Here is a 21,895-nt window from a genome sequence, read left to right as displayed (position 1 = left end):
CACAATTACCCCGCGCAGCAAGATAGCTTCTTCACATCCATGTCAAATGTCTGAGCAGCAAGTTTAAGGCCCTCTACGGTGGTAAGGTAGGGGAAGATCATGTCCGCAAGCTCTTGGTAGGTCATGTGACACTTGATTGCCATGGCTGCTGTTTGAATACTGTCGGCTCCCTCTGGTGCAAGAATATGTGCCCCGAGCAAAATGCCATTTTGGGCGTTGGCTACAAGCTTGATGACGCCCCGTGTATCCCGGGCTGCGAGTGCACGAGGCACATTTTCTAGCGTCAGAATGGATGTTTTGACCGAGAAGCCACTTTCTTGCGCTTGCGCCTCGGTTAGGCCGACGCTCGCCACTTGCGGATCTGAGAAGACGACTGCTGGCATCGCCATATTGTCGTATGCTCGCGTTTCCAGACCCATTGCAGACTTAGCTGCAATTTTTGCGCCGTAGGCAGCCATGTAAACGAACTGATCTTCACCTGTCACATCGCCTGCTGCAAAAACGTCATTTGCTGAGCTTCTCATCTGTTTATCGACTTTAATCCCGCCGACATCATTGAGAACAACGCCCTTGTTTTGAAGGTTTAAGCTTTCAATATTTGGGGTTCTGCCTGTGGCAAGTAACACTTTATCTGCGACAATCGTGCGAGGTGAACCATCCTCGAAGACTATGAGTTCGACGCCGTCTTTATGTTTAGCAATACGGTCATAAGAAATGCCAGAAACAATACTAATACCCTCATCGCTAAGATACCCGGCGAGTGCCGCTCCAATTTCAGGTTCGGCTTCTGGCAGCACCCCGCGCCGACTGACAAGGGTTACGTCAACGCCTGCTCTGGCAAATATTTGTGCCAACTCAACACCAATGTAGCCCGCACCTATCACCAACATAGAACTCGGCAGGGTCTCTTGCTCTAAAGCAGTAGTGCTCGTGAGGTAAGGAACATCTTTGATGCCATTGATCGAGGGGATCGAAGGCCGCGTGCCAGTCGCTATTACGATCTTGGTAGCTGCAAACGCCGTGCCATCCACAAACAATGCACCGTCTTTGCCAAAGGATGCCTGACCTTCGATGTAATCCACATTTTCATATGAAGGCAACAGATCGGCATACTTTACGCCCCGCAGTTCATCGACCAACTGTTGTTTTTGCCTTACAACATCAGACCAACTGGTGAGCCTTGAGGTTACCTCAATACCATTAAACCGTTTCGCCGCGCTTGAAGCGTGCAGCGCTTCCGTTGCTCGGATCAGTGCTTTGGAAGGAACGCAGCCCACATTTACACACGTGCCGCCAATGGTTCCGTAGCCAATCAGCGCAACTCGCGCACCGCTATCAGCCGCGGTAATCGCTGCTGAAAACCCAGCAGAACCTGCTCCAATCACGGCAAGGTCATATGTTCCATTTGAACAACAATCAGACATAGTTTGGTTCACTTTTGTTTGAGAAATTCAACGGCGTGATTGTCGCCATAATGCGTAAGCGGTGATGCACACAAAGATCAGCAGAGCCGGAATGAGAACAATGTCTAAAATTCCAACAAAGGCTGACAAACCGACAGCGCCAAAAAGAACGACCAAGATTGGCGTGAAGCAACACAACGCTGCAACGGCTGTGCCGAGAATTCCGAGTTTTAACAGGTTTTGGTTTTTCATTCTAAGCGGGGTCTAAAACCGAAGATTGATAGCCGACGCCAACAGTAGAACCAATAATATCATCAATTGTGACAAGGGTGTCTTCAAACACAACCGTTGCCGTCAAGTCTTCTAGACTGGTTTGAACATCGACAATGCCGTCGAGCTTAGAGATGGCGCCCTTCACAATAAATGGACAGCTAGCGCAGTTCATTCCAGGCACGGACAAGGTGACTTGTTGTTCAGCAGCAAAGGAAGGACTCACAAATGAGAGCGCTCCGACAAGGGCAGCGAAAATTATGTTTTTCATGGTGTCTCCGAGGTTAGCTAAGAAGTAGAGGAACGATGTATGGCCATGCGATTGAAAGAGCGACCAAAATGGTTGCGAGGATCAATCCGCCCATCACAAGATAGTTTGGCATTGGACGTGCGCATGCTTGATCATCATCGCATTTAACCTGAGATTGCTTATAGACAAGCCAGTACCCGTAACCCAAAAAGCCGAGCGTGATTGTGATAAATATGGGTTTGTATGGTTCGAGAGCAGTGAGTTGACCGATCCATGCACCGCTTATGCCAAGACTAAACAGTAGCAACGGCACAATGCAACAGGTCGAGGCCGCTAGCGCCGCCAGAATACTGCCAACCGTGACAAGACGTGTCTTGGCTTTGTCTTGCCCCTCAATGGGATGTATCCCTAACGGGTTGATGTTCTCGCTCATTTGTTACCTCAATTTCATCTGCGACTGTGACAGGCTACGATCTGTAGTAACTACAGATGCAAGCAAATTGTCGATCAAGGATTCGTGATGAGCAAAAAAGGATATTCAATTGGGGCCGTGTCTAAAGAAACCAGCGTTCATATCGAAACGATAAGATACTATGAGCGCATCGGCCTAATACCCGAACCTGACCGCACCGCTGGCGGCAACAGGCAGTATGATTTTGAACAGCTGCGACGACTTTCTTTTGTTAAGCGCTGCCGAGAGCTAGACTTTTCTATCGACGAAATCAGGTCTTTGTTGAAAATGACGGACAGTCAAAACTACACTTGCGCGGACGTGCACGAGGTAACAGTTTCTCATCTAGTCAAAGTAAAGGCTAAAATTGCGGACTTGCAGCGTATGCAATCGCTTTTGGAAGCAATGGCAAAAGAATGTAGCTGCGGTGATGTGCCCGATTGTCCGATTGTTGATACATTATTGCTGGACGCCTAAACGATTACACCCGATGGTCGATTTGTCCGCTAACCGGCCATTCATCCAGCCGGGCATTGGACTTTGCTTCGGCATTCATTGCGTGTGGCGAATATTTAATTGCATCTCAGCTACGCGAGCTATTCAGCAATCGACTAGCTTAAATGGCCGCCTGGCGCCAAATAAAGCCCTATTCTACGGCGCTTGCTGCTTGGGGGGGGTAGCCTCGCCTAAAGCCTCACAACCCCCGTGTAGTCAATCATACGGCCATTCTCGAGCTTGATTGCGGCACGATAACCACGCTTACCCGAAACCGAGAACACGATCTTGTCGTCAGTTTGCTCAACCAACTTCAAGAGGTTGCCTTCCGCGTCCTGTAATAGCTCACTGTCAAAGTCACTATCGCTTAGTCCAACTTCAATCATGAACTCTTTGTTGTGTTGTGCGACCTCAGCCGCTTGCACACGTTTTTTGCGGTCTTTGATACCCCAGATGTTACCCGCGATGGTAGAAACCAGAATAAGGCCCAGAGCAATCAACAGCGGCAGACCACCCATATCGTCCATAGCCAACAACCCAACAGCCCAAAACCCAGCTGTGCCAATGATGATCAAAACGGCTGATCCAAGATAGGTCACAAAGAACTTGTAGAGTGGTCCACGACCAACACCGAGATATAAATTGCGCCAACCGAACGCAATCATGAGGATGCCGATGATCGCCCAGATGATGGGGTTCTTTTTGGCTGCACGGTATAGGTCACGTCCGAAGCTGGCACCAAAGCCAAACGTTGCGGCAGTTGCAAGTTGTTCAATCATAATCTGTTCCTAAAACTTTCTGTCAAAATGTGCGGAGGTTTGTGCTTCTTTTGTGCGCCACACCTTTCAGTGTGTGCGGGGATCAACTTTTACGCTTGATCCCCTTTTGTTCTAATATTCATTCGCACACATGATTGTTAAAACGCGACAGGTCTGGCTGGGGTCTGCCGGGTCTGATGAACCACATTCCAGTTTGGGATCGTAATAATCGATTTTCCAAAAATAGCGCACACCCTGCATGTCAATGGCCGCAAAGTCATGTTCGTTGTGGGGGTCATTATCTTCATCGAATTGATAGAATGTCCTCACCTTTTCAAGAAGGGCAAGCTGACTATCAATTGGCAACTCACTAATGCCTGGTGTGATGAAGATCTGGCCACCCTGCATATTGGATCTAAACGCATCATTGAGTTGGCGAATGCGCACATTGGCGGTCAGCATTATTCCATCTCCCAATCAAGCTCTGCCACATCAACCTTTGGGTGCAACAACGCCAACTGGGTCACATCGCGTGTGATTGGGTCGAACTCAGGATAGTCACGCCATTTGAGTGAGTAGGTCGTTGCATTGACCTTGCCCACAACAACAGCGAGATAAAAGGCTTCATCGTCCTCTTCAATATCACGGGTCAGCACCAAGCTGCCCACACCCATTTTGGACCAGTCCTGTGGCGGCGCACCCTTTGGACGCACAGGGCCATCTACAGGCTTGCTTTCACTTGCTGGCGCCTCCTTTGCATCACTAGATTCAGCGGCACTGCTATCCACAACCTGTAAATGCGATGTCTTGCGCTTTTTCGGCGCGAGTTGGGCGAGTTGCTCAAACACGGTGTTCTGGATGCGGGGCATGAACAGTTTGCCGCTTCGCTCAAAGACACGGCCTTTTGGCACACGGTTGGCCAGGGCAAGTGCTTCATTGCTCTTCACGACCAGCGTTTCAAAGCCATCCGCCTTTGCGCCCTTCTTTGCGGCTATCACATTGTCTGCTGCAAACCATGAACCTCTTGCAGGCTCGGCGCCATCCTTATGGAACACTACTATTGCGGGTTGATCACTTGAATCGACAAGGGGCATCTGTCTGGCTGATTGTGCCATGGTAAAAATCTCCGTGTGTGAAGGGAATTGTTTTGGGGCAGCACAAAGGCCTGCCGCGAGTTGGCATGACTACCAACAAAAAGAGCGGCCCGAAGGCCGCCCGCTAGCTTCAATGCATCACATCAAAGCAAGTTCACTATTGCACAAAACTGAGGAATTGTCAAATTTAGTCTTTTATAACAACATCTTACACCATTAACTGCAAACTCGACATCCCCTGATAATATCAAAACACAGACTACTTTTTATTGTCTCGATGAAACCGCCAAAGTGCCCTTTTAACGATAATTCTTTTCAGTTCGGTGCCTTCGCCACCCGCCACGACCAAATCATCCAAATAATAGTCCCGCATTACATTTGCGATCGTCGCTCTTTCCCCTGGGCGCATATGCTGTTTGCGTGCTGTGAAGGTTTCAATTAGCTCCCCCGTTTGGCGGTCGACTTTATCTGCGGTCCGGTAAAAGGTGTACTTATTAATTGGGGACTTCAAGCAATATCGCAAGACGCGCGGCACCTTTGCGGGGTGGATAGGTTTAACTAAAAAAGCTGGCAACCTTGGAACGAATGCATCATGTCTCATCGCAACTTTTCGTCTAATTTGCGCGATTGTGTCACTACTGCATCCCCATACGATGAAGTGCGCATGCCAGTGCACCACTCCCCGCCCATGTTCGTTAGCTGCGGCAACTGGATAATACGCTGGTTCGATCATCCCAATATAGCTACAATTCCGAAAGTATTGGCCCACCATGTTTTTAAAACTCGCCGGTTTGAAATTGTCCGCTTGTTTTAAAGCGAATGCATATCTCTCGGGTGCCAACGTTATGAAACGAAGTTCACGTTCTTCATCCGTGAACATTTTTTGCATCACGTTAAAAAAATGTGCTGCAAGGTCCATACGAGCATATGAATTGACTGCAGGGAGGTACTTCGAGTTTGCCCGGCTTGATAGCTGAATTATGTTCGAGATGTCCTTTGTGTTTGACCTGCGATTTTCGTGATATCTTTCGCGGTCTTGTGCAAGTTTCATTTCTTGTCTTTTAAATTTTTTTATTTCTGCGGCGTACATATCGTGGAGCTTCATGTTGCACTCCTTTTTCTGTTTTGCGACCCTAAATAGCTGCATTTCAAGTTTTGAGGTGTACGGGCCTATATCCAGCTAGTTGGTGCGTTTAAGGGTGATAACAAGCTATTGAAGTGTGTATACAAGCAAATAGCTTTGTTGAGGAACAATTGGGAACGACTTGTGAGCGAAGTGGTTGCCCAAAAGGTCACGAAAATGTCTTTTTCAGTTTCCTAAAAAACCCGACACCCAACACCGCTCTGGTGCTGATGTAATAACTTCGAAACCAGTACATTCCCATTTTGTCCTTTTGTCCCGATTATTCCTTTTTCCTATTCTTTCCCGCCTCTTTTTTTTTGGACTTAGACTTTCGTTCTTTAGCATCAGCGCCGTTTTGCTTTTTGGACCGAGCCCCGATGGCCTTCCTCAAGTCGGCAAGGCAATAAGTGACACGCCCGTTCTTTTTTCTTGCTTTGTAGGGGTCGTCGCCTTTCCCCTGCTTCTTTAGTGATGCGAGATTGGCAAGCGTCTTCGCGGATATCCCGAGATAAATCGCTGCCTCATTTCGGCTTAAATACACCTTTGTTGCGAGCGCCTTTTTCTTGAAAACCATCTCAAGCTTTTTTAGATGATCTGATTTCACAACGCTGTAGCCAGCTCGTTCAACAATCCGAATTGCATCCTTGACGCGTTTGGCATCTTTCTTACTCATAGCCCCTTCCTTAATACTGACTGGTGCTGTGCTTTGCGCTATTCGCGATAAAGACTTCTAAATCGCTATAGCGGTAACGGATGGTGCGGTTGGCCATTTTAATAAAGATCGGGCCGCTCCCTGCACTGCGCATATTGGCGAGTGTCTTGACCGAAAGGCTCAGCACCTTTGCCGCCTTATCCGGTGTCAGCATGTCGTCGGGGTTGTATTGAAATGTTCTGGTGCGTTTGCTGGAACGCTTGAGTTTGCTTACACGCCTGCGCTTTCTCCGCGCCATTTGTTTCGGAAACTCAGCCTTGAGTATGCTTTGAGCGTGATCTAAATCGAGCATGTTGGCGCGATAAAGCATCATCAATATCTTAACCACCACGTAGGTGAATTCAGGTGTAGACAAATCCGATGGGAAGCGTCGCGTTGTGGACATCTGCCATCTCCTATTCACGTTAGAGTTGAAGCGTAAATTCTGAAGATGGCTAGTAGACACAAAAAAGCCCAAGCGCCGTCCAAATCAAAACTCACGCAAGATGGTCACCAGCAAAAGCGCTAGATAACCGGTTCTTGGTTAGTCTCGTTTGAATAGCCCTTGGGCAAACATGCCTTCGGTGTGCCCCGCACGAGGCAACTGTCCCCTCAACTACTTGAGGAAATCGGTATCAAACTGTGATGCTCATCAACATAGCCAAACACCAACTTAAAGTGAGGCCGTGCTCTAAAGCATCCGGATGTAATATACATGAACTTCGCTCGACGTCAAACGAACGCAATAAACAGCATATCTCTACCCTGCCAGCTCAAACATCAACGCCAGAACTTTGTGCGTCACATTGATAGGGGCAATACCTTAAATGAACAGCATAGACGCACACTAGCGCATTGCAGAGGCAACAACAGCGCTATGTGCGCACACGCACTGCTACCTGGTTGCTACTTATTAGCGGGAAATTTTTACACCCCTCACCGCAATCTTGATAACTGATTGATTTTAAATTGTTTTTGGTAGCGGGAGAGGGACTTGAACCCCCGACACGCGGATTATGATTCCGCTGCTCTAACCAACTGAGCTACCCCGCCCCGAAAGACATCTTTCGATGAAAGAATGGGCAAAGCATTGCGCTTTGCTGCGGGGGATATAATGCGGGGCTTGCCCCAATGTCAAGCTGCAATGCACCAAGAAATTTGACATTTCTCAACTTATTTCCCACCCTCCACATATGCGGCGTGATTTCATCAACAAAAAACACGCAAACAAAAATTGAACCATCTTTTTCCTGCCGCATTATAGCTTAAGATACACACAGAATTTGCCAGCAAACCGAGGCCAATATGAAAAAAGAACTTTTACTCGCAACCGTCGCGGCATTCAGCCTTTCGGCTTGCACCACAACAGGGTGGAACTCAAACGCAGTTAAAGGCGGCGCTGGTGGCGCAGCCGCTGGTGCGGTTGCAGGTCTAGTCTACGCATCAGTTGCCAATAAAGACGCCCGTACAGCCGCATTGGTTGGTGCTGGCCTCGGCGCCCTCACCGGCGCAAGCGTTGGCGCCTATATGGACCGTCAAGAAGCTGAACTGCGCAGCAGCTTGTCCAACACGGGCGTAACCGTGACCCGCCAAGGCGACCAGATTATCTTGAACATGCCGTCCAACGTGACCTTCCAGACAGATCAGTCTAACGTTGAACCACAATTCTATGAAGCCTTGAACTCTGTGTCCGCGGTATTGCAGAAATATCCCAAAACACTGGTTGATATTTATGGCCACACTGATTCAACAGGCTCGGAACAATATAACCTTGAGCTTTCTAACCGCCGCGCCATGTCTGTGGCCAACTATGTCTCAGGCCGTGGCGTAGACCCACGCCGGGTCTATGTGACCGGTTATGGCGAAGCGCGCCCAATCGCCTCAAACAGCACTGAGAGCGGCCGCGCCCAAAACCGTCGGGTAGAGATTCAAATCTCACCATTGACCTAACCTGGTCGCACTTCGAAAATTAAACAACGCCCCGCACCTTGTGTGGGGCGTTTGTTTTTGTCGCCACAAAAAGCGAGCAGGCCAAATTCACCGCGTGACATAAAATGCCCACAGTTGCGGATGCGAGGCGACAAGGATCTCCTCAAACTCTTAAATATGTTGAGACCATAGTCGCCTCACATGGCTGGTTTATTCAAAGATAGAGCGCTTTCGGGGTGCTTACCCATATAGCCCCTGCCCTCCGACATTAAGTCAGCGAGCAACCCTTGGTGTCAGGTAAAGCCATCATCTATCTTCGCGCACCTTCGCGTCCAACGGCGCGGCCAACCTCTCCTTTTAAAGGATATCCCTTCGCTTTAATTGCCCGTCGGCAACCCGCAAAGCTTCAAAGAAGATACGGCCATTATACCACCGTCCAAGAGACCGCTGATAAGGAAAATCTATGTCATTGATTTTATTGGATTTCACTGAAAAAAGTGGGAAATACCTTCCGTTTTCACCATGATTTGCACAACACCCGACCATTTGCTTTGCAATGTCCCCGACGCACTTCTACGCCTCCCCACGAGCATGCCGAAGCGCACTGTTGAAAAGAGGCGAACCAGACAAAATCAGTCCGTCAATCTCTTATGCCTTATGCTCACCTTGAACGGCAGCAAAGTACTCAAACAACCGTGTTGTCAGGCACTCTTCTCTAATTTGGGCAAGAGCCTGGGAAACTATCGGGCCTAAACGATCACATTACGATAAGCAGTTTCTTCTTGATCGTTTTCAGTGTGCTTCTTTGAGCCGAACATCTCAAGCCACTCAGCAATTCTGTCAGCAGGCATAGGCTGCGCAAAGAGGTAGCCTTGGCCAAGTGGCACGCCCAACCCGAGCACTTCTTCGGCCATTCCAACATCCTCTAGTCCTTCAGCAATCAATGGAATATCGAGCTCACTTGTTAGGCTAGAGACAGAGCGTATCAACGCCGAACGCGTGCGCGCTTCATTGCCACCAGCTTGATCAACGAAGCTGCGATCCAATTTAAGAATGTCAATTGGCAGCTTGCTGATGTATGACAGCGAGGCATACCCGGTACCGAAATCGTCGACTGCGATACGCGCACCACAGTCGCGTAGCCGCTCAAGAAGTTCCTTGGCTCTTTCGAAACCTCTCATGGTTGCACCCTCGGTGATTTCCAGCACCAAGCGGCCAGCAAGCGATGGTTTCGATTCCAGCGTTTTCTCAACATGCCGTACAAACCGCTCATTGAGTTGGCGTGGGGACAGGTTCACCGACAGACTCATCGTGGTCTGGTTGTTGGCGTCGGTCAGTTCCAGGAAAGTACTGACTGCTTCATCAAATATCCAACGACCGAGCTCATCCATGCGGCCAGTTTCTTCAGCAACTGCAATAAACTTGTCGGTGGGAAGCGTTTTGCCTTCATTCGTGGTCACTCTCAACAGCGCTTCCAGCGCGACTGGCTTGACGGTTTCCAGGTTAATGATGGGCTGGAAGTGGATCGAGAACCAACCGTCTTTCTGACCCACCCGCAGGGCGTGCAAAAATTCAGACCGCTCCTTCAGGGCGGTAGCATCTTTTCCTTCATAAACAACGTAGCGATTTTTGCCGGTGGACTTGGCCATGTACATTGCCTGATCGCTTAAGCCCAGTGAATCCGATGGTTTTGAGTTGTTCAACCGGTCCGACGCGATGCCAATGCTAGCCCCCACATAAGCTGTTCCACCGACAACATCGACAGGGCGGTTTATGTCATCAATTAACTTACCCGCGATACGCGTAGCGTCTTCCAAAGTTTCAATCGAAGGAAGTACCAAAGCGAACTCGTCGCCGCCAAGTCGTGCCGCGATCCCAGTTTGCCCTGCTGCCTTCTTGATGCGCTCAGCGACTGTAACCAAAAGCTGATCACCAGCAGCGTGTCCGTAAGTATCGTTTGCCGCTTTAAAATCGTCTAGATCAATGAACAGAACAGCCCACAAAGGATTGTCGTTCCTGTCGTTTAGGCCGAGAAGTACTTCGACATCGGCAAGCGCACGTCGATTGACCAAGCCTGTCAACTGATCGGTGACTGCCAATTGGCGTAGGTTCGATTCAGTCAAGCGCAACTGAGTGACATCTGTCATCACACAGACGTGGCTCGCAGCCGCTCCTAAAGACCGTCTATCGGGAACGATTGACAACAGGACATCGATGATTTCGTCATCCGCAGTCCTGAAGCGCAAAGGCACGTCCCTCACAGATTGACCAAGCTTCAAAGCTGTTTTCAGCGACTTGGTCCCAGCACAAGCGTCAGTGAGAATGAATGACCATAGGGGTTGGCCGATGCACTTCCCTTCTTTGTACCCAGTTGTTTCAGACCAGAATGTGCTGGTTGAGCAAATTATACCTTGCGAATCCATGGTGAACAGCAGCGCGGGCGTCGTATTGTACACATTCGACAGCTCTTCCATTGCTGCCGAGGCCATTGCAGCTTCCGACTCCAGTCGATCGACAAGCTCATTATAGGTGCCCGATAAGGCACCAATTTCATCGGAAGTGATCGCCTTAGCCCGAAGGTATTGATTGCTACCTGTACCCTGCATCGTTTTGATAAGTCTGGAGATTGGACGACCAACCGTGCGTCCAAATGCAAATGTCGCGATCAATGATGCTGCTGCGAGCCCCCCGAAAGCGATAATCAATATGGCTTCCAAACTTTCGATTTCGATCGCCCGTATTTCATCAAGCGAAAACCCAAGCACCATCTTGCCACCTGGGATCAGCAAAATCGACGTTTCTACGGTTGTTTCGGGATTCATAACCCCACAACCAAGATTACGCGGTTGCGAAAGTGTACGGTCGATTTGTCCATCAAAAATAACATCAACACATTTGGTCGCCTGATCGACGAGTAATGTTGACATTAAACGTGAGCCGATAGCTTTTTGTGTTGTTGCCAGTTCCGGCGTTAACAACCCGCTCACGCGCCCAAGTTGCGTGCCAACTCGAGAGCTCAGCTCAGCACGCGCGTTTTGCACATGCTGCTGCGCGACGAAATGTAGCCCAACCAGCGTTACAACCAAATAGGCAGGAACGAAAAGTAGGAGGAATTTGGTCCGGATGGATCGCATACCAGCGCCCTTGCGAAACCTAGCCGCCAATCTTTTTCACCTTTCCCTGCTCCATAAGAGCGTGCAACGGTGCGCGATTATCAATCTCCATTTGGAAAATAACAAAGCCTTCTTCACCTTGCGCCACGTAGAAATCAACATTGACAAAACGACCTTCTGGATCACGGAAGTCCGTGCACAAAACATAGCCCTCACCATATGAAAGGATCATGGGGTGAGCTTCAGTTGGTACCAGATCCACCACGATACCGTCATCAAGCACGACATGCGGAATGACGCCGTTGACCATGTGGCGTTCAATATGTTGCGCCATTGTCGTTTGAAGCAGAACTTGCCCCTGCATATCGAGTGCATTGCCTGCTGTTGGAAGAATTGCAAAGACAAAAGCCGAAGCGGCTACGATGAGTTTGGCTGGTTTGAACATTTGTCTCGTCCCTTAATTGACCTGGAACATAAACGATAGCCAAAGCGTCCTAACGCGCTGTTAGCTAGGCACAGCAATCTATTGAGTTGGTTAACCCAAGCTGAATCGGAGGGAAGGTGAAGTCATGCAAAGAGATGGGGCAAATGGATATCTGGCTCAACTGCCGCGGCAGAGCAGAGCCGTCCACTATTTTGCAAGATGGGGAGTTGGATAGTCCCGGATCATTGTCCAGAAATATAAGATTCAGCGCAGCGGGACTGGCCTGAACCAGATCGGGCGGTGATGCCGCTTCTTTCGGCCTACGCAGAGTTTCAGCACAGCGTGGGGGTCTGCGATTTTACATCACACTACGCTAAAACCCTCCCCATATCGGGGAGGGAATTTGTGGTTTTACGCCGCTGTGGCGCTGACAGCACGGGCGATCCAGCCGCCGCCCAACACCTGCGTATCTTCGCTATCATCAGCATAAAAGACACAGGCTTGGCCCGGCGAGACGCCATGTTCGCCGCCAACCAACTCAACTTCCACTTCACCATTTTTCACGCTTAAACGTGCAGGTTGTGGCGGCCGCGTAGAGCGCACTTTTGCTTCAATGTTGATCGGGCCCATTTCCTCAATTTCATCAAGGCTCATGCCACCCAGCCAATTCACTTGCTTCAACTGCACCGAACGAGTGGCCAACGCCTCGTAAGGACCAACAATAACGCGCTTAGTTTCTGGCTCCAGCTTCACCACATAAAGCGGTTCACCCGCGGAAATGCCAAGCCCACGACGCTGGCCAATTGTGAAATGAATGATGCCCTTATGCTCACCCAACACACGACCATCCATATGCACAATCTCGCCCGGATCAATGGCTTCGGGACGCAGCTTTTGAATGATCTGCGCGTAATTGCCATTGGGCACAAAGCAAATGTCTTGGCTGTCGCTTTTCTCTGCCACCACAAGCCCCATATCGCGGGCAATGTCGCGCACTTCATCCTTGGTCATGCCGCCAAGGGGAAAGCGCAAATAATCAAGTTGCTCTTGCGTGGTTGCAAAGAGGAAATAGCTTTGGTCGCGCCCATGATCCAACGGGCGATAAAGCGAATATTGCCCATTGCTTTGCCGCGATTGGATGTAATGCCCGGTGACCAACACATCCGCGTTCAATTCGCGTGACGCTTCCAGCAAATCCTGAAATTTCACGGTCTGATTGCACTTTACGCAAGGAATAGGTGTTTCGCCGCGCACATAGCTGTCGGCAAAATCATCAATCACGCTTTCGCGGAATTTGCTTTCATAGTCGAACACATAATGCGGAATGCCCAGCGAGGCCGCAACGCGGCGGGCGTCATGAATATCCTGCCCGGCACAACATGCGCCTTTGCGGTGAATAGCTTCGCCATGATCATAAAGTTGCAAGGTGATGCCAATGACATCATATCCTTCGCGCGCCATAAGCCCGGCCACAACCGAACTGTCAACGCCGCCCGACATGGCCACCACAACGCGGGTGTCCTTGACGGGCTTATCAATACCCAGAGAATTCATTTTTCCATCCTAATTGGGGTTAAGGGCCAACGGATAAGCATCGGCTTTTAGCAGCCAGCGCCAGCATATTCAATCACTTTGATGCATACCGATGGGCAAGAAATGCCGGATGATCCGGCTAGATTTGCCGCATGGATGGCAAAACATCGCCCACCTCAAATCTCAAACCAATGAAAATTGTTATATTTCAATAAATTACAAGATTTTCTAAAACTGGCCCAGTACTTGCATGGAATTGGATGGACAATTGTCAGGTTTAATGGGTACGCACGTGCAAATAGGTTTACAAAACACACCAAAAGTTGATTTTATTGGCTTTCCTAGCGACACCAAAGGTACGCTTGAAGGCAAAGAAGATGCGGCAAGCGGTTTTGAAGCGATTTTGGATGCGCTGATGGGCGGTGACGCCAGCGATATGCGGGCCGCACTGCACATGAAGGCCGAAATGGGGCCTGTTGAGGGCAACGCCGAACTCGCCGTCGACATGAGCAAAATCAAAGACGCGCTTGAGAAGCTGAAAGAAGCCCTTGCCCCAATCGGCGCTGCATTTGATCAATTGCTGGTGCCCGATCCTCAGCAGATTGCAAACGCCCAAGATGCGTTCGCAGCGCTGGCCAGTGCGATCAACAACCACCCGATGCGCAATGACGCCGCCGTCAGCCTGCCCATGGGCATGTATACGGATCAACTTGGCGCGCTGCGGCAAGCAGAAGATGCAAAAGCACCCGGCAACTTGATGCAATTGGGCAAATTGCTCAAGCGGCTAGATACTCTTTTGGGCGATGTGCAACCCAATGGCAAAGGCCAACCAAGCACAGCGCAACTTGAAGTCGATATCAATGCAGCAGCAAAAGATGGCGAACAGGGTTTAACCCCCAAAGACAATGCAAAATTGTCGCTCAACATTCATCAAATGATTGGGCGCTTGGAAGAGCTTTCGGAAAAACTACCTGAAACAGCGCAAGCCGCCATCGCCAAATTGGTGGACAAAAAAGCCGGTCAACTGACCGGTGCTGATGGCGAGCAAAACACAGACCCCATGGCAAAAATACTTGCCAGCGGCGAAGAAGCCGGCACAAAAAAGGCATTGCAAAACGGCAGCGCTTCAAACTTGATCAGCGCTGCACTTGAAGGCAAAGAAGGTGAAACCAAATTCCAATTTGGCCAAAATCAACAAGGCGCGGGTACAGAGAACAAATTGATGGCTGGCCAAACCTATGCAGCGCAGCGCCCTGCCCCAACATTGGCCCAGCAGGCGAAAATGGCCAGCGATTTGGACACCACAGACACTATCACCGACAAAATCCTGAATCTGCAGCGCACAGAGCAGCAACATCAAAGCCAAATTCAGATTGATAAGGTAGCGCATCAGCAAGCGCCGCAAAAGCAGATCAATTTGCCCGCAATGGCTTTTGAAGTGGTACGGCAAATCCGCAATGGCGCTCAACGGTTCGAAATTCGCCTTGATCCCCCAGAAATGGGCAAGATTGATGTGCAACTCGAAATGGAAGGCAAAAATGTTACCGCTCGGCTCACCGTTGAGCGGGCTGAAACATTGGACCTTCTGCAGCGCGATCAACGCGCCCTAGAACGAGCCTTGCAGCAAGCTGGACTAAACACGGACAAAGCCAACCTGCAATTTTCACTTAAGCAGGACCAAAATGGCGGCCAAGGCCAGCAGTTTGGCCAAGAAAACGGACAACAAGCCAATCTGAACGGCGACAATGATGCCGCCAATTCAGACACACAAAGCATCACCGAAAACCCCTCCTTGGTTTTGCGCGGCACCGCGCGACCGGACGGTTTAAACCTTTGGGTTTAGGAGCATAAATTATGACTATTCCAGCACAATCATCTGCAGCAGGAGCTGGCATCGGCTCCGGTCAATCGGAACTGTCATCCTCGCGCAAAACAATTGCGGAAAATTTCGACACTTTCTTGTCGATCTTGACCACGCAGTTGAAAAACCAAAACCCGCTGGACCCACTCGACACAAACCAATTTACCTCGCAAATGGTCGAATTTACCGGCGTGGAACAGCAACTTAAAACCAACGAGTTTTTGGAAGCGTTGATCAGCGCCAACGAGCAAAATTATGCCTCGCAAGCTGTTTCCTATATCGGCAAAGAGGTGACTGCTTTCTCTAACAATACCGATTTGAAAGACAGCAGCGCCACATGGACCTATGGCATGACCCGCGATGCGGCTGAGGCCACCATCACCATTAAAAACAGTGCTGGTGCCGTTGTGTTTACAGAACAAACAACGCTCGAATCCGGCGAACATGATTACACATGGGATGGCATTAACTCTGACGGCTCCATTGCGCCAGAGGGCAAATATTCAATTACGATCGACGCTGTCGATTCTGATGGCGGCAAAATTGCCAACTACACAATGACATCTGGCATTGTTGAGACCGTCGACTTTGTTGGCAATGAACCCATTCTGGTCGTAAATGGCACACAAGTGGAACTTTCGGCCGTCGCAAAAGTGGGTCTACCCGCATAAATCTGACGCCCAAACCCCACTAAGTCTGCGCATTTGCGGCATTTTTCTCAACTCTTAATCAAATCTGACCAAGGCCTTAGCCAAATTTTAAGAGCATCACGCTAGGCTAGCTCTATTAGTTAGGTCAGGTTTGAGTAGTGAGTAAAATGACCGCACAGATGCGTCCACGAGTAAAATACGTCATCGGGCCAGATGGCAGCCCGTTAACAATTGCCGATCTTCCCCCAACCAACACCAAGCGTTGGGTGATCCGTCGAAAAGCAGAAGTCGTTGCCGCTGTACGTGGTGGTTTGCTGAGCCTTGAAGAGGCTTGCACCCGCTACACATTAAGCGTCGATGAATTTCTCAACTGGCAAGCCTCCATCGATAAACATGGGCTGGCCGGTTTGCGCACCACTTGGGTGCAGCATTATCGCGAGTCCTAAAGTGACCCGCTAGGCAAAAATCGCTCCATAGCGATTACAAATTTATAAAAGCCCGCCATTTTTGGCGGGCTTTTGTGTTTTACCCCACTTTTTTCCCAAATTAATGCACTTTGCGCGAATGGTTAATACAATGTTTACCTTCTGCTAGGTAATTTTTGCCGAGTGGGGATTTGCATGGTTTTTCCACGAATCAGACATTTTGTAACGCGGGTGGTATTGTGAATAGTTTTTCAGCGATTATGGCGAGGATGGGGTTAGCACGGGTGGCAGCGATGGCTGTTACCGCTGTGTTGATGATCGGCTTTTTCGCCTTTCTGATCTTTCGGGTTTCCACCCCGCAAATGGCCCCGGTTTATACCGGATTGTCATTTGACGATTCAGCCGCCATCACCAAAGAACTGCGCGCCATGGGCATCCCGTTTGAAATTAGAGGCGATGGCGAAGCCATTTCCGTGCCGCGCGATCAGATCACCACCATCCGCATGCAACTGGCTGAAAGCGGCCTACCAAGCCGTGGCCAAGTCGGCTATGAAATCTTCGACCAACAAAACACACTTGGCGCCACAAGCTTTGTGCAAAACGTAAACCATTTGCGCGCGCTTGAGGGGGAATTGGCCCGCACCATTTCCTCTCTCGCTCGCGTTAAATCTGCGCGGGTACACTTGGTGTTGCCAGAACGTGAATTGTTCCGTCGTGAAGCCAAACAACCATCTGCATCAATTGCCTTGGAAGTGCGTGGCGCGCTTTCAACTGGCGAAATTCGTTCCGTACAACATTTGATTGCCTCTGCCGTAGATGGCCTAAGCCCGAACATGGTTTCCATCGTCGACAACTCAGGCAAACTGCTTGCCGCTGGCAGCCAAGGTGACGAAGAGACCATGCTCTCCACCGCCATGGAAGAACGCACATTGGCCGTTGAAAGCCGCCTGCGCGATCGCTTGGAAGGTTTGCTGGAAAATGTGGTTGGTGCTGGCCGTGCCCGGGTGCAAGTGAGCGCCGAGCTGGACATGAACCGCCTCACCCGCACATCCGAAAGCTTTGACCCGAACGGCCAAGTTATCCGCTCCGCCCAAACCCGCGAATTGGCCAACGAAGCCCAAGGCGCTGCAAATAACGGCCAGGTGTCGGTAGCCAATGAGTTGCCGGGCGCAACGCAAAATGCCGGCGACAATGGCGGCAGCTCAGAACAATCCTCCACGACCGAAGAAACCATCAATTATGAGATTTCCAAGGTCACTGAAACCCAGATTGTTGAAGCAGGCGCCATTAAGCGTTTGTCAGTTGCCGTTGTTGTGGACGGTGTCTATGAAGCAACGCCGGAAGGCAACGCAACCTATGCGCCACGGCCGCAAGAAGAGATCAATCAGATCCGCGATTTGGTGAACTCAGCCATCGGATATGACGCAGACCGCGGCGACCAAGTTGAAGTGGTCAACATGCAGTTCGCGGAACGCCCTGAGTTAACATTTGAACCTTCTGAATCAAGCATTTTTGACTTTACCCGCGACGATCTGTTTGCAGCGCTTGAGATGGCTGTTACACTTCTGATTGCGTTGGCTCTGGTGTTCTTCGTGATGCGCCCCTTGATCAAACGCGTGCTCGAGCCTGAGGATCAAACACCTCTTTTAATGGCAGCGGCTGAAGCCGCAGCAGCGGAAAAAACAAAAGCTGAAAGCGCAGAGGCCGAAGAAGGCGCAGGCCGGAAAAGCACAGCAAAAGACTCTTGGCTAGAAGAAGTTCAAAGCCTAGGTCAGGCACAAATCCAAGCCGTAGAAAAAGTCGGAGCCCTTGTTGAGGAAAACCCAAAGCAAGCCTCCATGATCATCCGTAACTGGTTAAATCAAGCAGCGTAGAGTATGGCGGAAGCACAAGGAAAAGAATTGGCACAGCCAGGCAATCAACTAGTTGTAGAAGAAAGCGCCAACGAACGCGAACTCGCAGGTGATGAAAAAGCTGCGGTTTTGCTTTTGGCGCTGGGCCCAGACTATGGCCGCCCTATCTTTCAAGAACTAGATGATATCGAAATTCGTCAATTGTCGCGCGCCATGTCGCAATTGGGGCCAATCACCCAGGACATGCTCGACACTTTGTTCGTGCAATTCATCACCAGCCTCACCACCAATGGCGACCTTTCAGGCAACGTAGATTCTACGGAACGCTTGCTCTTATCCTTCCTGCCCCAAGAGCGGGTGGATATGATCATGGAAGAAATTCGTGGTCCGGCTGGCCGCAACATCTGGGAAAAACTGTCCAACGTGCAAGAAGACGTTTTGGCCAGCTTCCTTAAAAACGAATATCCGCAAACCATTTCGGTGGTGTTGACCAAAATCTCAACAGAACACGCCTCAAAAGTGTTGGCCAACTTACCGGATGATCTGGCGCTTGATGTGGTGCAACGCATGTTGGCGATTGAGCCTGTGCAAAAGGAAATTGTTGAGAAGATCGAAACCACTCTGCGCACCGAATTTATGTCGACCTTGTCGCACACACGACGCCGCGACAGCCACGAACAAATGGCCGACATTTTCAATGCGTTCGACCGCCAAACCGAAGCCCGCTTCCTTATGGCGTTGGAAGAGCGCGATCTGGAATCGGCGGAGCGCATCAAGGCCCTCATGTTCACTTTCGAAGATTTGGGCAATTTGGACGGCACCGCCATCCAGACCGTGTTGCAGCAGGTGGAAAAACCATTGCTTACATTGGGCCTCAAGGGTGCCAACGACGAAACAAAAGAGAAGTTCTTGGCCAACATGTCCGCCCGCGCCGCCAAAATGTTGCGCGACGATATGGAAGCCATGGGGCCTGTGCGGCTTAAGGATGTGGATGAAGCCCAATCTGGCATGGTGAATCTGGCCAAAGATTTGGCAGCGAAAGGCGAAATTGTCATCACTAAAGGCGGCAACCAAGAAGAGATGATTGGATAGATGATGGCGCAACCCGCAAAATTCAATTTCGATCTCGACCTGTCAAAGGCCACGCGCGACTCGCAGCTGATTGAGGACAAAGAACTCAACCAAATGCTCGCCAATGCACGCGCAGAAGGCCACGCAGCAGGCTATGCCGAAGGCGAACAGAGCGCACAGACCCAAGCCTTGCAGCAATTGGTGGCTGCAACACAAAGCCTTGCCGAAAAAGGCAATGATTTTGCAGCTGCGATGGACGAAGCACAAAAAGATCATTTGGCAAATGCTGCACAAATGGGCGCGACCGTGGGCAAAAAACTGGCCGCACACTTGGTGGCAGCACAGCCGGAAACTGAAATCCATGCGCTGATCACCGATTGCCTCTCAACATTGAACAGAGTTGGCCATGTTGCCATCCGCTGCAACGAAGCATTGAGCGACCAAATCAAGCAAATTGCAGAAGAGCACGCAGCCAATGCTGGCTTTGAAGGCCGATTGATTATTCTAGGCGAACCTGACATTCCGCTTGGCGACTGCCGCATCGAATGGTCAGACGGCGGCCTTGTGCGCGAGTTTGACGCCATCGCCAGCCAAATCGAAGACAAAGTGGCCCAATATGTGCGGGCCAAAACCGGGCGGAGCCCCCACCCAGAACCAGAATTTGCCAATACAACCGAGCAGCAAGATCAGGACATTCCAGACGAAATGCCCGATGCTGACATGTTGATTGGAGAGGAAGTGTAATGAGCGATACGGACAATCCAGTTGAAAATGACGGCCCATCCTTAGCGGACATGGCTGATCAGCTTGAAGAGATGCAACCCAGCAGTGGCGAGCAACAAGAAAGCACTGAGGATAAAAACGCGTCTGACCTTGAAGCCGTTTTCGACGTTCCCGTGCGCATTTCTGCCGTGTTAGGCCGCACGCGCATGCCAGTGGCGAAATTGTTGCAAATGGATGCAGGCACCATTGTTGAGTTGGACCGCCAAGTGGGCGAAGCCATTGATATTTATGTAAATGATCGCCTGGTGGCGCGCGGTGAAATTGTGCTGGTGGAAAACAAGCTCGGCATCACCATGACCGAAATCATCAAAGCGAATTAGGAGTAATAAAATGCGACTTCTGATTATTGGTGCTTTAGAAGGCCAATTAAGCGAAGCGACAAAATTGGCCATGCAAGGTGGGGCCAAAGTAGCCCACGCCGACAGCATCGACGTGGCCATGGCCAGCCTACGTGCCGGCCGCGGCGCTGACCTATTGTTGGCCGATGTGATGGCTGATATTCCGGGGCTTTTGGCCGCGCTTGAAGCTGAACGCATCCACATTCCCGTTGTGGCCTGTGGCACCGAAACCAATGCTGCTGCCGCTGTGAACGCCATCCGCGCCGGCGCAAAAGAATATATCCCGCTGCCGCCAGATGCCGAATTGATCGCAGCGATCATTCAGGCCGTGGCGCAAGAAAATTCTGACTTTGTGCACCGCGACCCCACCATGGCCAAACTGGTCAAATTGGCCGATCAAATTGCGCCATCAGATGCAAGCGTACTGATCACGGGAGAGAGCGGCACTGGTAAAGAAGTGATCGCCAAATATGTTCACGCCCATTCAAAACGGGCGGCAAAACCTTTCATCTCCATCAATTGCGCAGCGATCCCCGACAATTTGCTGGAATCAGAATTGTTCGGCCACGAAAAAGGCGCGTTCACCGGCGCTGTTGGCCGCCGCATCGGCAAGTTTGAAGAAGCAAATGGCGGCACGCTGCTGCTGGACGAGATTTCAGAAATGGATGTGCGCCTGCAAGCGAAACTTTTGCGCGCCATCCAAGAGCGGGTTATTGACCGCGTCGGCGGCACCAAGCCAGTGCCCGTGGACATTCGCATCCTCGCCACCTCCAACCGGGATTTGGCGCAAAGCGTTAAAGACGGGCAGTTCCGCGAAGATTTGCTATTCCGCCTCAATGTCGTGAACTTGAAAATCCCATCTCTACGAGAACGCCCCGGCGACATCACCATTTTGGCCGAGCATTTCATCAAGAAATACGCCCAAGCCAATGGCGTAGATGAGCGGCCGCTTTCGCAAGAAGCACGCGAAGAATTGTTGCGGGCACCTTGGCCGGGCAATGTGCGCGAATTGGAAAACACGCTGCACCGTGCCGTGCTGCTGGCCACTGAAGATGAGATTGATGTGCAATCCATCCGCCTGCCAGATGGCACTGGCCTGGCTGAGGCGGCGGAGGCCAACAATATTGCGGCCCAAGCCGCGCAAACGGCCGAAACCGCAACACGTGCCATGGTGGGTCGTACTGTGGCGGATGTGGAAAAAGAATTGATCCTCGATACGCTGGACCATTGCTTGGGCAACCGCACCCACGCCTCCAACATTCTGGGGATATCCATCAGAACCTTGCGCAACAAGCTCAACCAATATGCTCAAGATGGGGAAGCCATTCCGGCACCCGGCGAGAATCGCGGCAGCGCAGCTTAACGGCAGATAACTTAAAG

The 21,895-nt window shown here is 50.6% G+C and carries 23 protein-coding genes and 1 tRNA gene; 10 read left to right on the top strand and 14 right to left on the bottom strand.

The annotated features are described in order from the left end of the window. Positions 1-5: 5 nt before the first annotated feature. From merA to ACP15Y_RS14460, 4 genes are read right to left on the bottom strand one after another with little or no spacing between them, the layout of a single operon-like run. Positions 6-1,424: a mercury(II) reductase gene (merA, locus tag ACP15Y_RS14475; RefSeq protein ID WP_424983819.1), complete on the bottom strand. Its 1,419-nt coding sequence runs from the start codon at positions 1,422-1,424 to the stop codon at positions 6-8. Between the two features lie 27 nt (positions 1,425-1,451). Next, positions 1,452-1,655 carry a mercury resistance system transport protein MerF gene (gene merF / locus ACP15Y_RS14470; protein WP_424983818.1) on the bottom strand — a complete coding sequence of 68 codons (204 nt, stop codon included), beginning with the start codon at positions 1,653-1,655 and terminating at the stop codon, positions 1,452-1,454. 1 nt (position 1,656) lies between these two features. Beyond that, positions 1,657-1,944, bottom strand: coding sequence for a cation transporter (locus tag ACP15Y_RS14465; protein WP_424983817.1), 288 nt, complete (start codon positions 1,942-1,944; stop codon positions 1,657-1,659). Between the two features lie 13 nt (positions 1,945-1,957). Continuing rightward, positions 1,958-2,356: a mercuric transporter MerT family protein gene (locus ACP15Y_RS14460; RefSeq protein ID WP_424983816.1), complete on the bottom strand. Its 399-nt coding sequence runs from the start codon at positions 2,354-2,356 to the stop codon at positions 1,958-1,960. Positions 2,357-2,443: 87 nt separating this feature from the next. Here ACP15Y_RS14460 and ACP15Y_RS14455 point away from each other — a divergent pair, with 87 nt between their 5' ends. After that, positions 2,444-2,851 (top strand): MerR family transcriptional regulator, encoded by a 408-nt coding sequence (locus tag ACP15Y_RS14455; RefSeq protein ID WP_424983815.1) that lies wholly within the window; start codon positions 2,444-2,446, stop codon positions 2,849-2,851. Between the two features lie 209 nt (positions 2,852-3,060). Here the strand turns inward: ACP15Y_RS14455 and ACP15Y_RS14450 are convergent, their stop codons facing one another. The 7 genes from ACP15Y_RS14450 to ACP15Y_RS14420 all read right to left on the bottom strand — a co-directional run bounded on the left by ACP15Y_RS14450 (position 3,061) and on the right by ACP15Y_RS14420 (position 7,588). After that, entirely contained in the window at positions 3,061-3,648 is a 588-nt protein-coding gene (locus ACP15Y_RS14450; protein ID WP_424983814.1) for a hypothetical protein, read from the bottom strand. Positions 3,649-3,759: 111 nt separating this feature from the next. Further along, on the bottom strand, positions 3,760-4,089 hold the full coding sequence (locus ACP15Y_RS14445; RefSeq protein WP_424983813.1) for a DUF3768 domain-containing protein: 330 nt from the start codon (positions 4,087-4,089) through the stop codon (positions 3,760-3,762). Beyond that, on the bottom strand, positions 4,089-4,742 hold the full coding sequence (locus ACP15Y_RS14440; RefSeq protein ID WP_424983812.1) for a hypothetical protein: 654 nt from the start codon (positions 4,740-4,742) through the stop codon (positions 4,089-4,091). Before ACP15Y_RS14440 ends, ACP15Y_RS14445 begins: the two co-directional genes overlap by 1 nt. Positions 4,743-4,980: 238 nt before the next feature. Continuing rightward, a complete protein-coding gene (locus ACP15Y_RS14435; RefSeq protein WP_424983811.1) occupies positions 4,981-5,826 on the bottom strand; it encodes a hypothetical protein in 846 nt (281 codons plus the stop codon). 298 nt (positions 5,827-6,124) lie between these two features. Beyond that, positions 6,125-6,517, bottom strand: a complete 393-nt coding sequence (locus ACP15Y_RS14430; RefSeq protein WP_424983810.1) for a hypothetical protein — start codon at positions 6,515-6,517, stop codon at positions 6,125-6,127. 10 nt (positions 6,518-6,527) lie between these two features. Next, a complete protein-coding gene (locus ACP15Y_RS14425) occupies positions 6,528-6,941 on the bottom strand; it encodes a helix-turn-helix domain-containing protein (RefSeq protein ID WP_424983809.1) in 414 nt (137 codons plus the stop codon). A 570-nt stretch (positions 6,942-7,511) separates the two neighbouring features. Continuing rightward, positions 7,512-7,588: transfer RNA gene (locus ACP15Y_RS14420), tRNA-Met, on the bottom strand. A gap of 252 nt (positions 7,589-7,840) precedes the next feature. Between ACP15Y_RS14420 and ACP15Y_RS14415 the strand changes: the two genes are divergently transcribed. Further along, positions 7,841-8,485, top strand: a complete 645-nt coding sequence (locus tag ACP15Y_RS14415; RefSeq protein ID WP_424983808.1) for an OmpA family protein — start codon at positions 7,841-7,843, stop codon at positions 8,483-8,485. A 728-nt stretch (positions 8,486-9,213) separates the two neighbouring features. Here ACP15Y_RS14415 and ACP15Y_RS14410 read toward each other — a convergent pair. From ACP15Y_RS14410 to mnmA, 3 genes are all read right to left on the bottom strand, one after another. Beyond that, the gene (locus ACP15Y_RS14410; protein WP_424983807.1) at positions 9,214-11,598 is read right to left on the bottom strand and encodes an EAL domain-containing protein; all 2,385 of its coding nucleotides are present in this window, start codon (positions 11,596-11,598) and stop codon (positions 9,214-9,216) included. A gap of 19 nt (positions 11,599-11,617) precedes the next feature. Beyond that, positions 11,618-12,022 (bottom strand): hypothetical protein, encoded by a 405-nt coding sequence (locus tag ACP15Y_RS14405; protein ID WP_424983806.1) that lies wholly within the window; start codon positions 12,020-12,022, stop codon positions 11,618-11,620. A gap of 390 nt (positions 12,023-12,412) precedes the next feature. After that, positions 12,413-13,555 (bottom strand): tRNA 2-thiouridine(34) synthase MnmA, encoded by a 1,143-nt coding sequence (mnmA, locus tag ACP15Y_RS14400; RefSeq protein ID WP_424983805.1) that lies wholly within the window; start codon positions 13,553-13,555, stop codon positions 12,413-12,415. Positions 13,556-13,826: 271 nt separating this feature from the next. Between mnmA and ACP15Y_RS14395 the strand changes: the two genes are divergently transcribed. The 8 genes from ACP15Y_RS14395 (at position 13,827) to ACP15Y_RS14360 (ending at position 21,878) form a co-directional block, all read left to right on the top strand. Continuing rightward, the gene (locus tag ACP15Y_RS14395) at positions 13,827-15,377 is read left to right on the top strand and encodes a flagellar hook-length control protein FliK (protein ID WP_424983804.1); all 1,551 of its coding nucleotides are present in this window, start codon (positions 13,827-13,829) and stop codon (positions 15,375-15,377) included. An 11-nt stretch (positions 15,378-15,388) separates the two neighbouring features. Beyond that, a complete protein-coding gene (locus ACP15Y_RS14390; protein WP_424983803.1) occupies positions 15,389-16,066 on the top strand; it encodes a flagellar hook assembly protein FlgD in 678 nt (225 codons plus the stop codon). 146 nt (positions 16,067-16,212) lie between these two features. Then, entirely contained in the window at positions 16,213-16,491 is a 279-nt protein-coding gene (locus ACP15Y_RS14385) for a DUF1153 domain-containing protein (RefSeq protein ID WP_027834889.1), read from the top strand. Between the two features lie 272 nt (positions 16,492-16,763). Then, complete coding sequence (fliF, locus tag ACP15Y_RS14380) at positions 16,764-18,344, top strand: flagellar basal-body MS-ring/collar protein FliF (protein WP_424983802.1); 1,581 nt, start codon at positions 16,764-16,766, stop codon at positions 18,342-18,344. Between the two features lie 3 nt (positions 18,345-18,347). Continuing rightward, positions 18,348-19,415: a flagellar motor switch protein FliG gene (gene fliG, locus ACP15Y_RS14375; RefSeq protein ID WP_424983800.1), complete on the top strand. Its 1,068-nt coding sequence runs from the start codon at positions 18,348-18,350 to the stop codon at positions 19,413-19,415. Between the two features lie 3 nt (positions 19,416-19,418). Next, positions 19,419-20,138 (top strand): hypothetical protein, encoded by a 720-nt coding sequence (locus ACP15Y_RS14370; RefSeq protein ID WP_424983799.1) that lies wholly within the window; start codon positions 19,419-19,421, stop codon positions 20,136-20,138. Between the two features lie 71 nt (positions 20,139-20,209). After that, positions 20,210-20,497: a flagellar motor switch protein FliN gene (fliN, locus tag ACP15Y_RS14365; RefSeq protein WP_424983852.1), complete on the top strand. Its 288-nt coding sequence runs from the start codon at positions 20,210-20,212 to the stop codon at positions 20,495-20,497. Positions 20,498-20,507: 10 nt separating this feature from the next. Next, positions 20,508-21,878 (top strand): sigma-54 dependent transcriptional regulator, encoded by a 1,371-nt coding sequence (locus ACP15Y_RS14360; RefSeq protein ID WP_424983798.1) that lies wholly within the window; start codon positions 20,508-20,510, stop codon positions 21,876-21,878. Positions 21,879-21,895: the final 17 nt, after the last annotated feature.

It is taken from the genome of Maritalea sp. S77 (assembly GCF_049801075.1).
Lineage (GTDB): Bacteria > Pseudomonadota > Alphaproteobacteria > Rhizobiales > Devosiaceae > Maritalea.
Note: the sequence above shows the minus strand (reverse complement) of the source record. Positions and strands in the feature narration are given on the sequence as shown.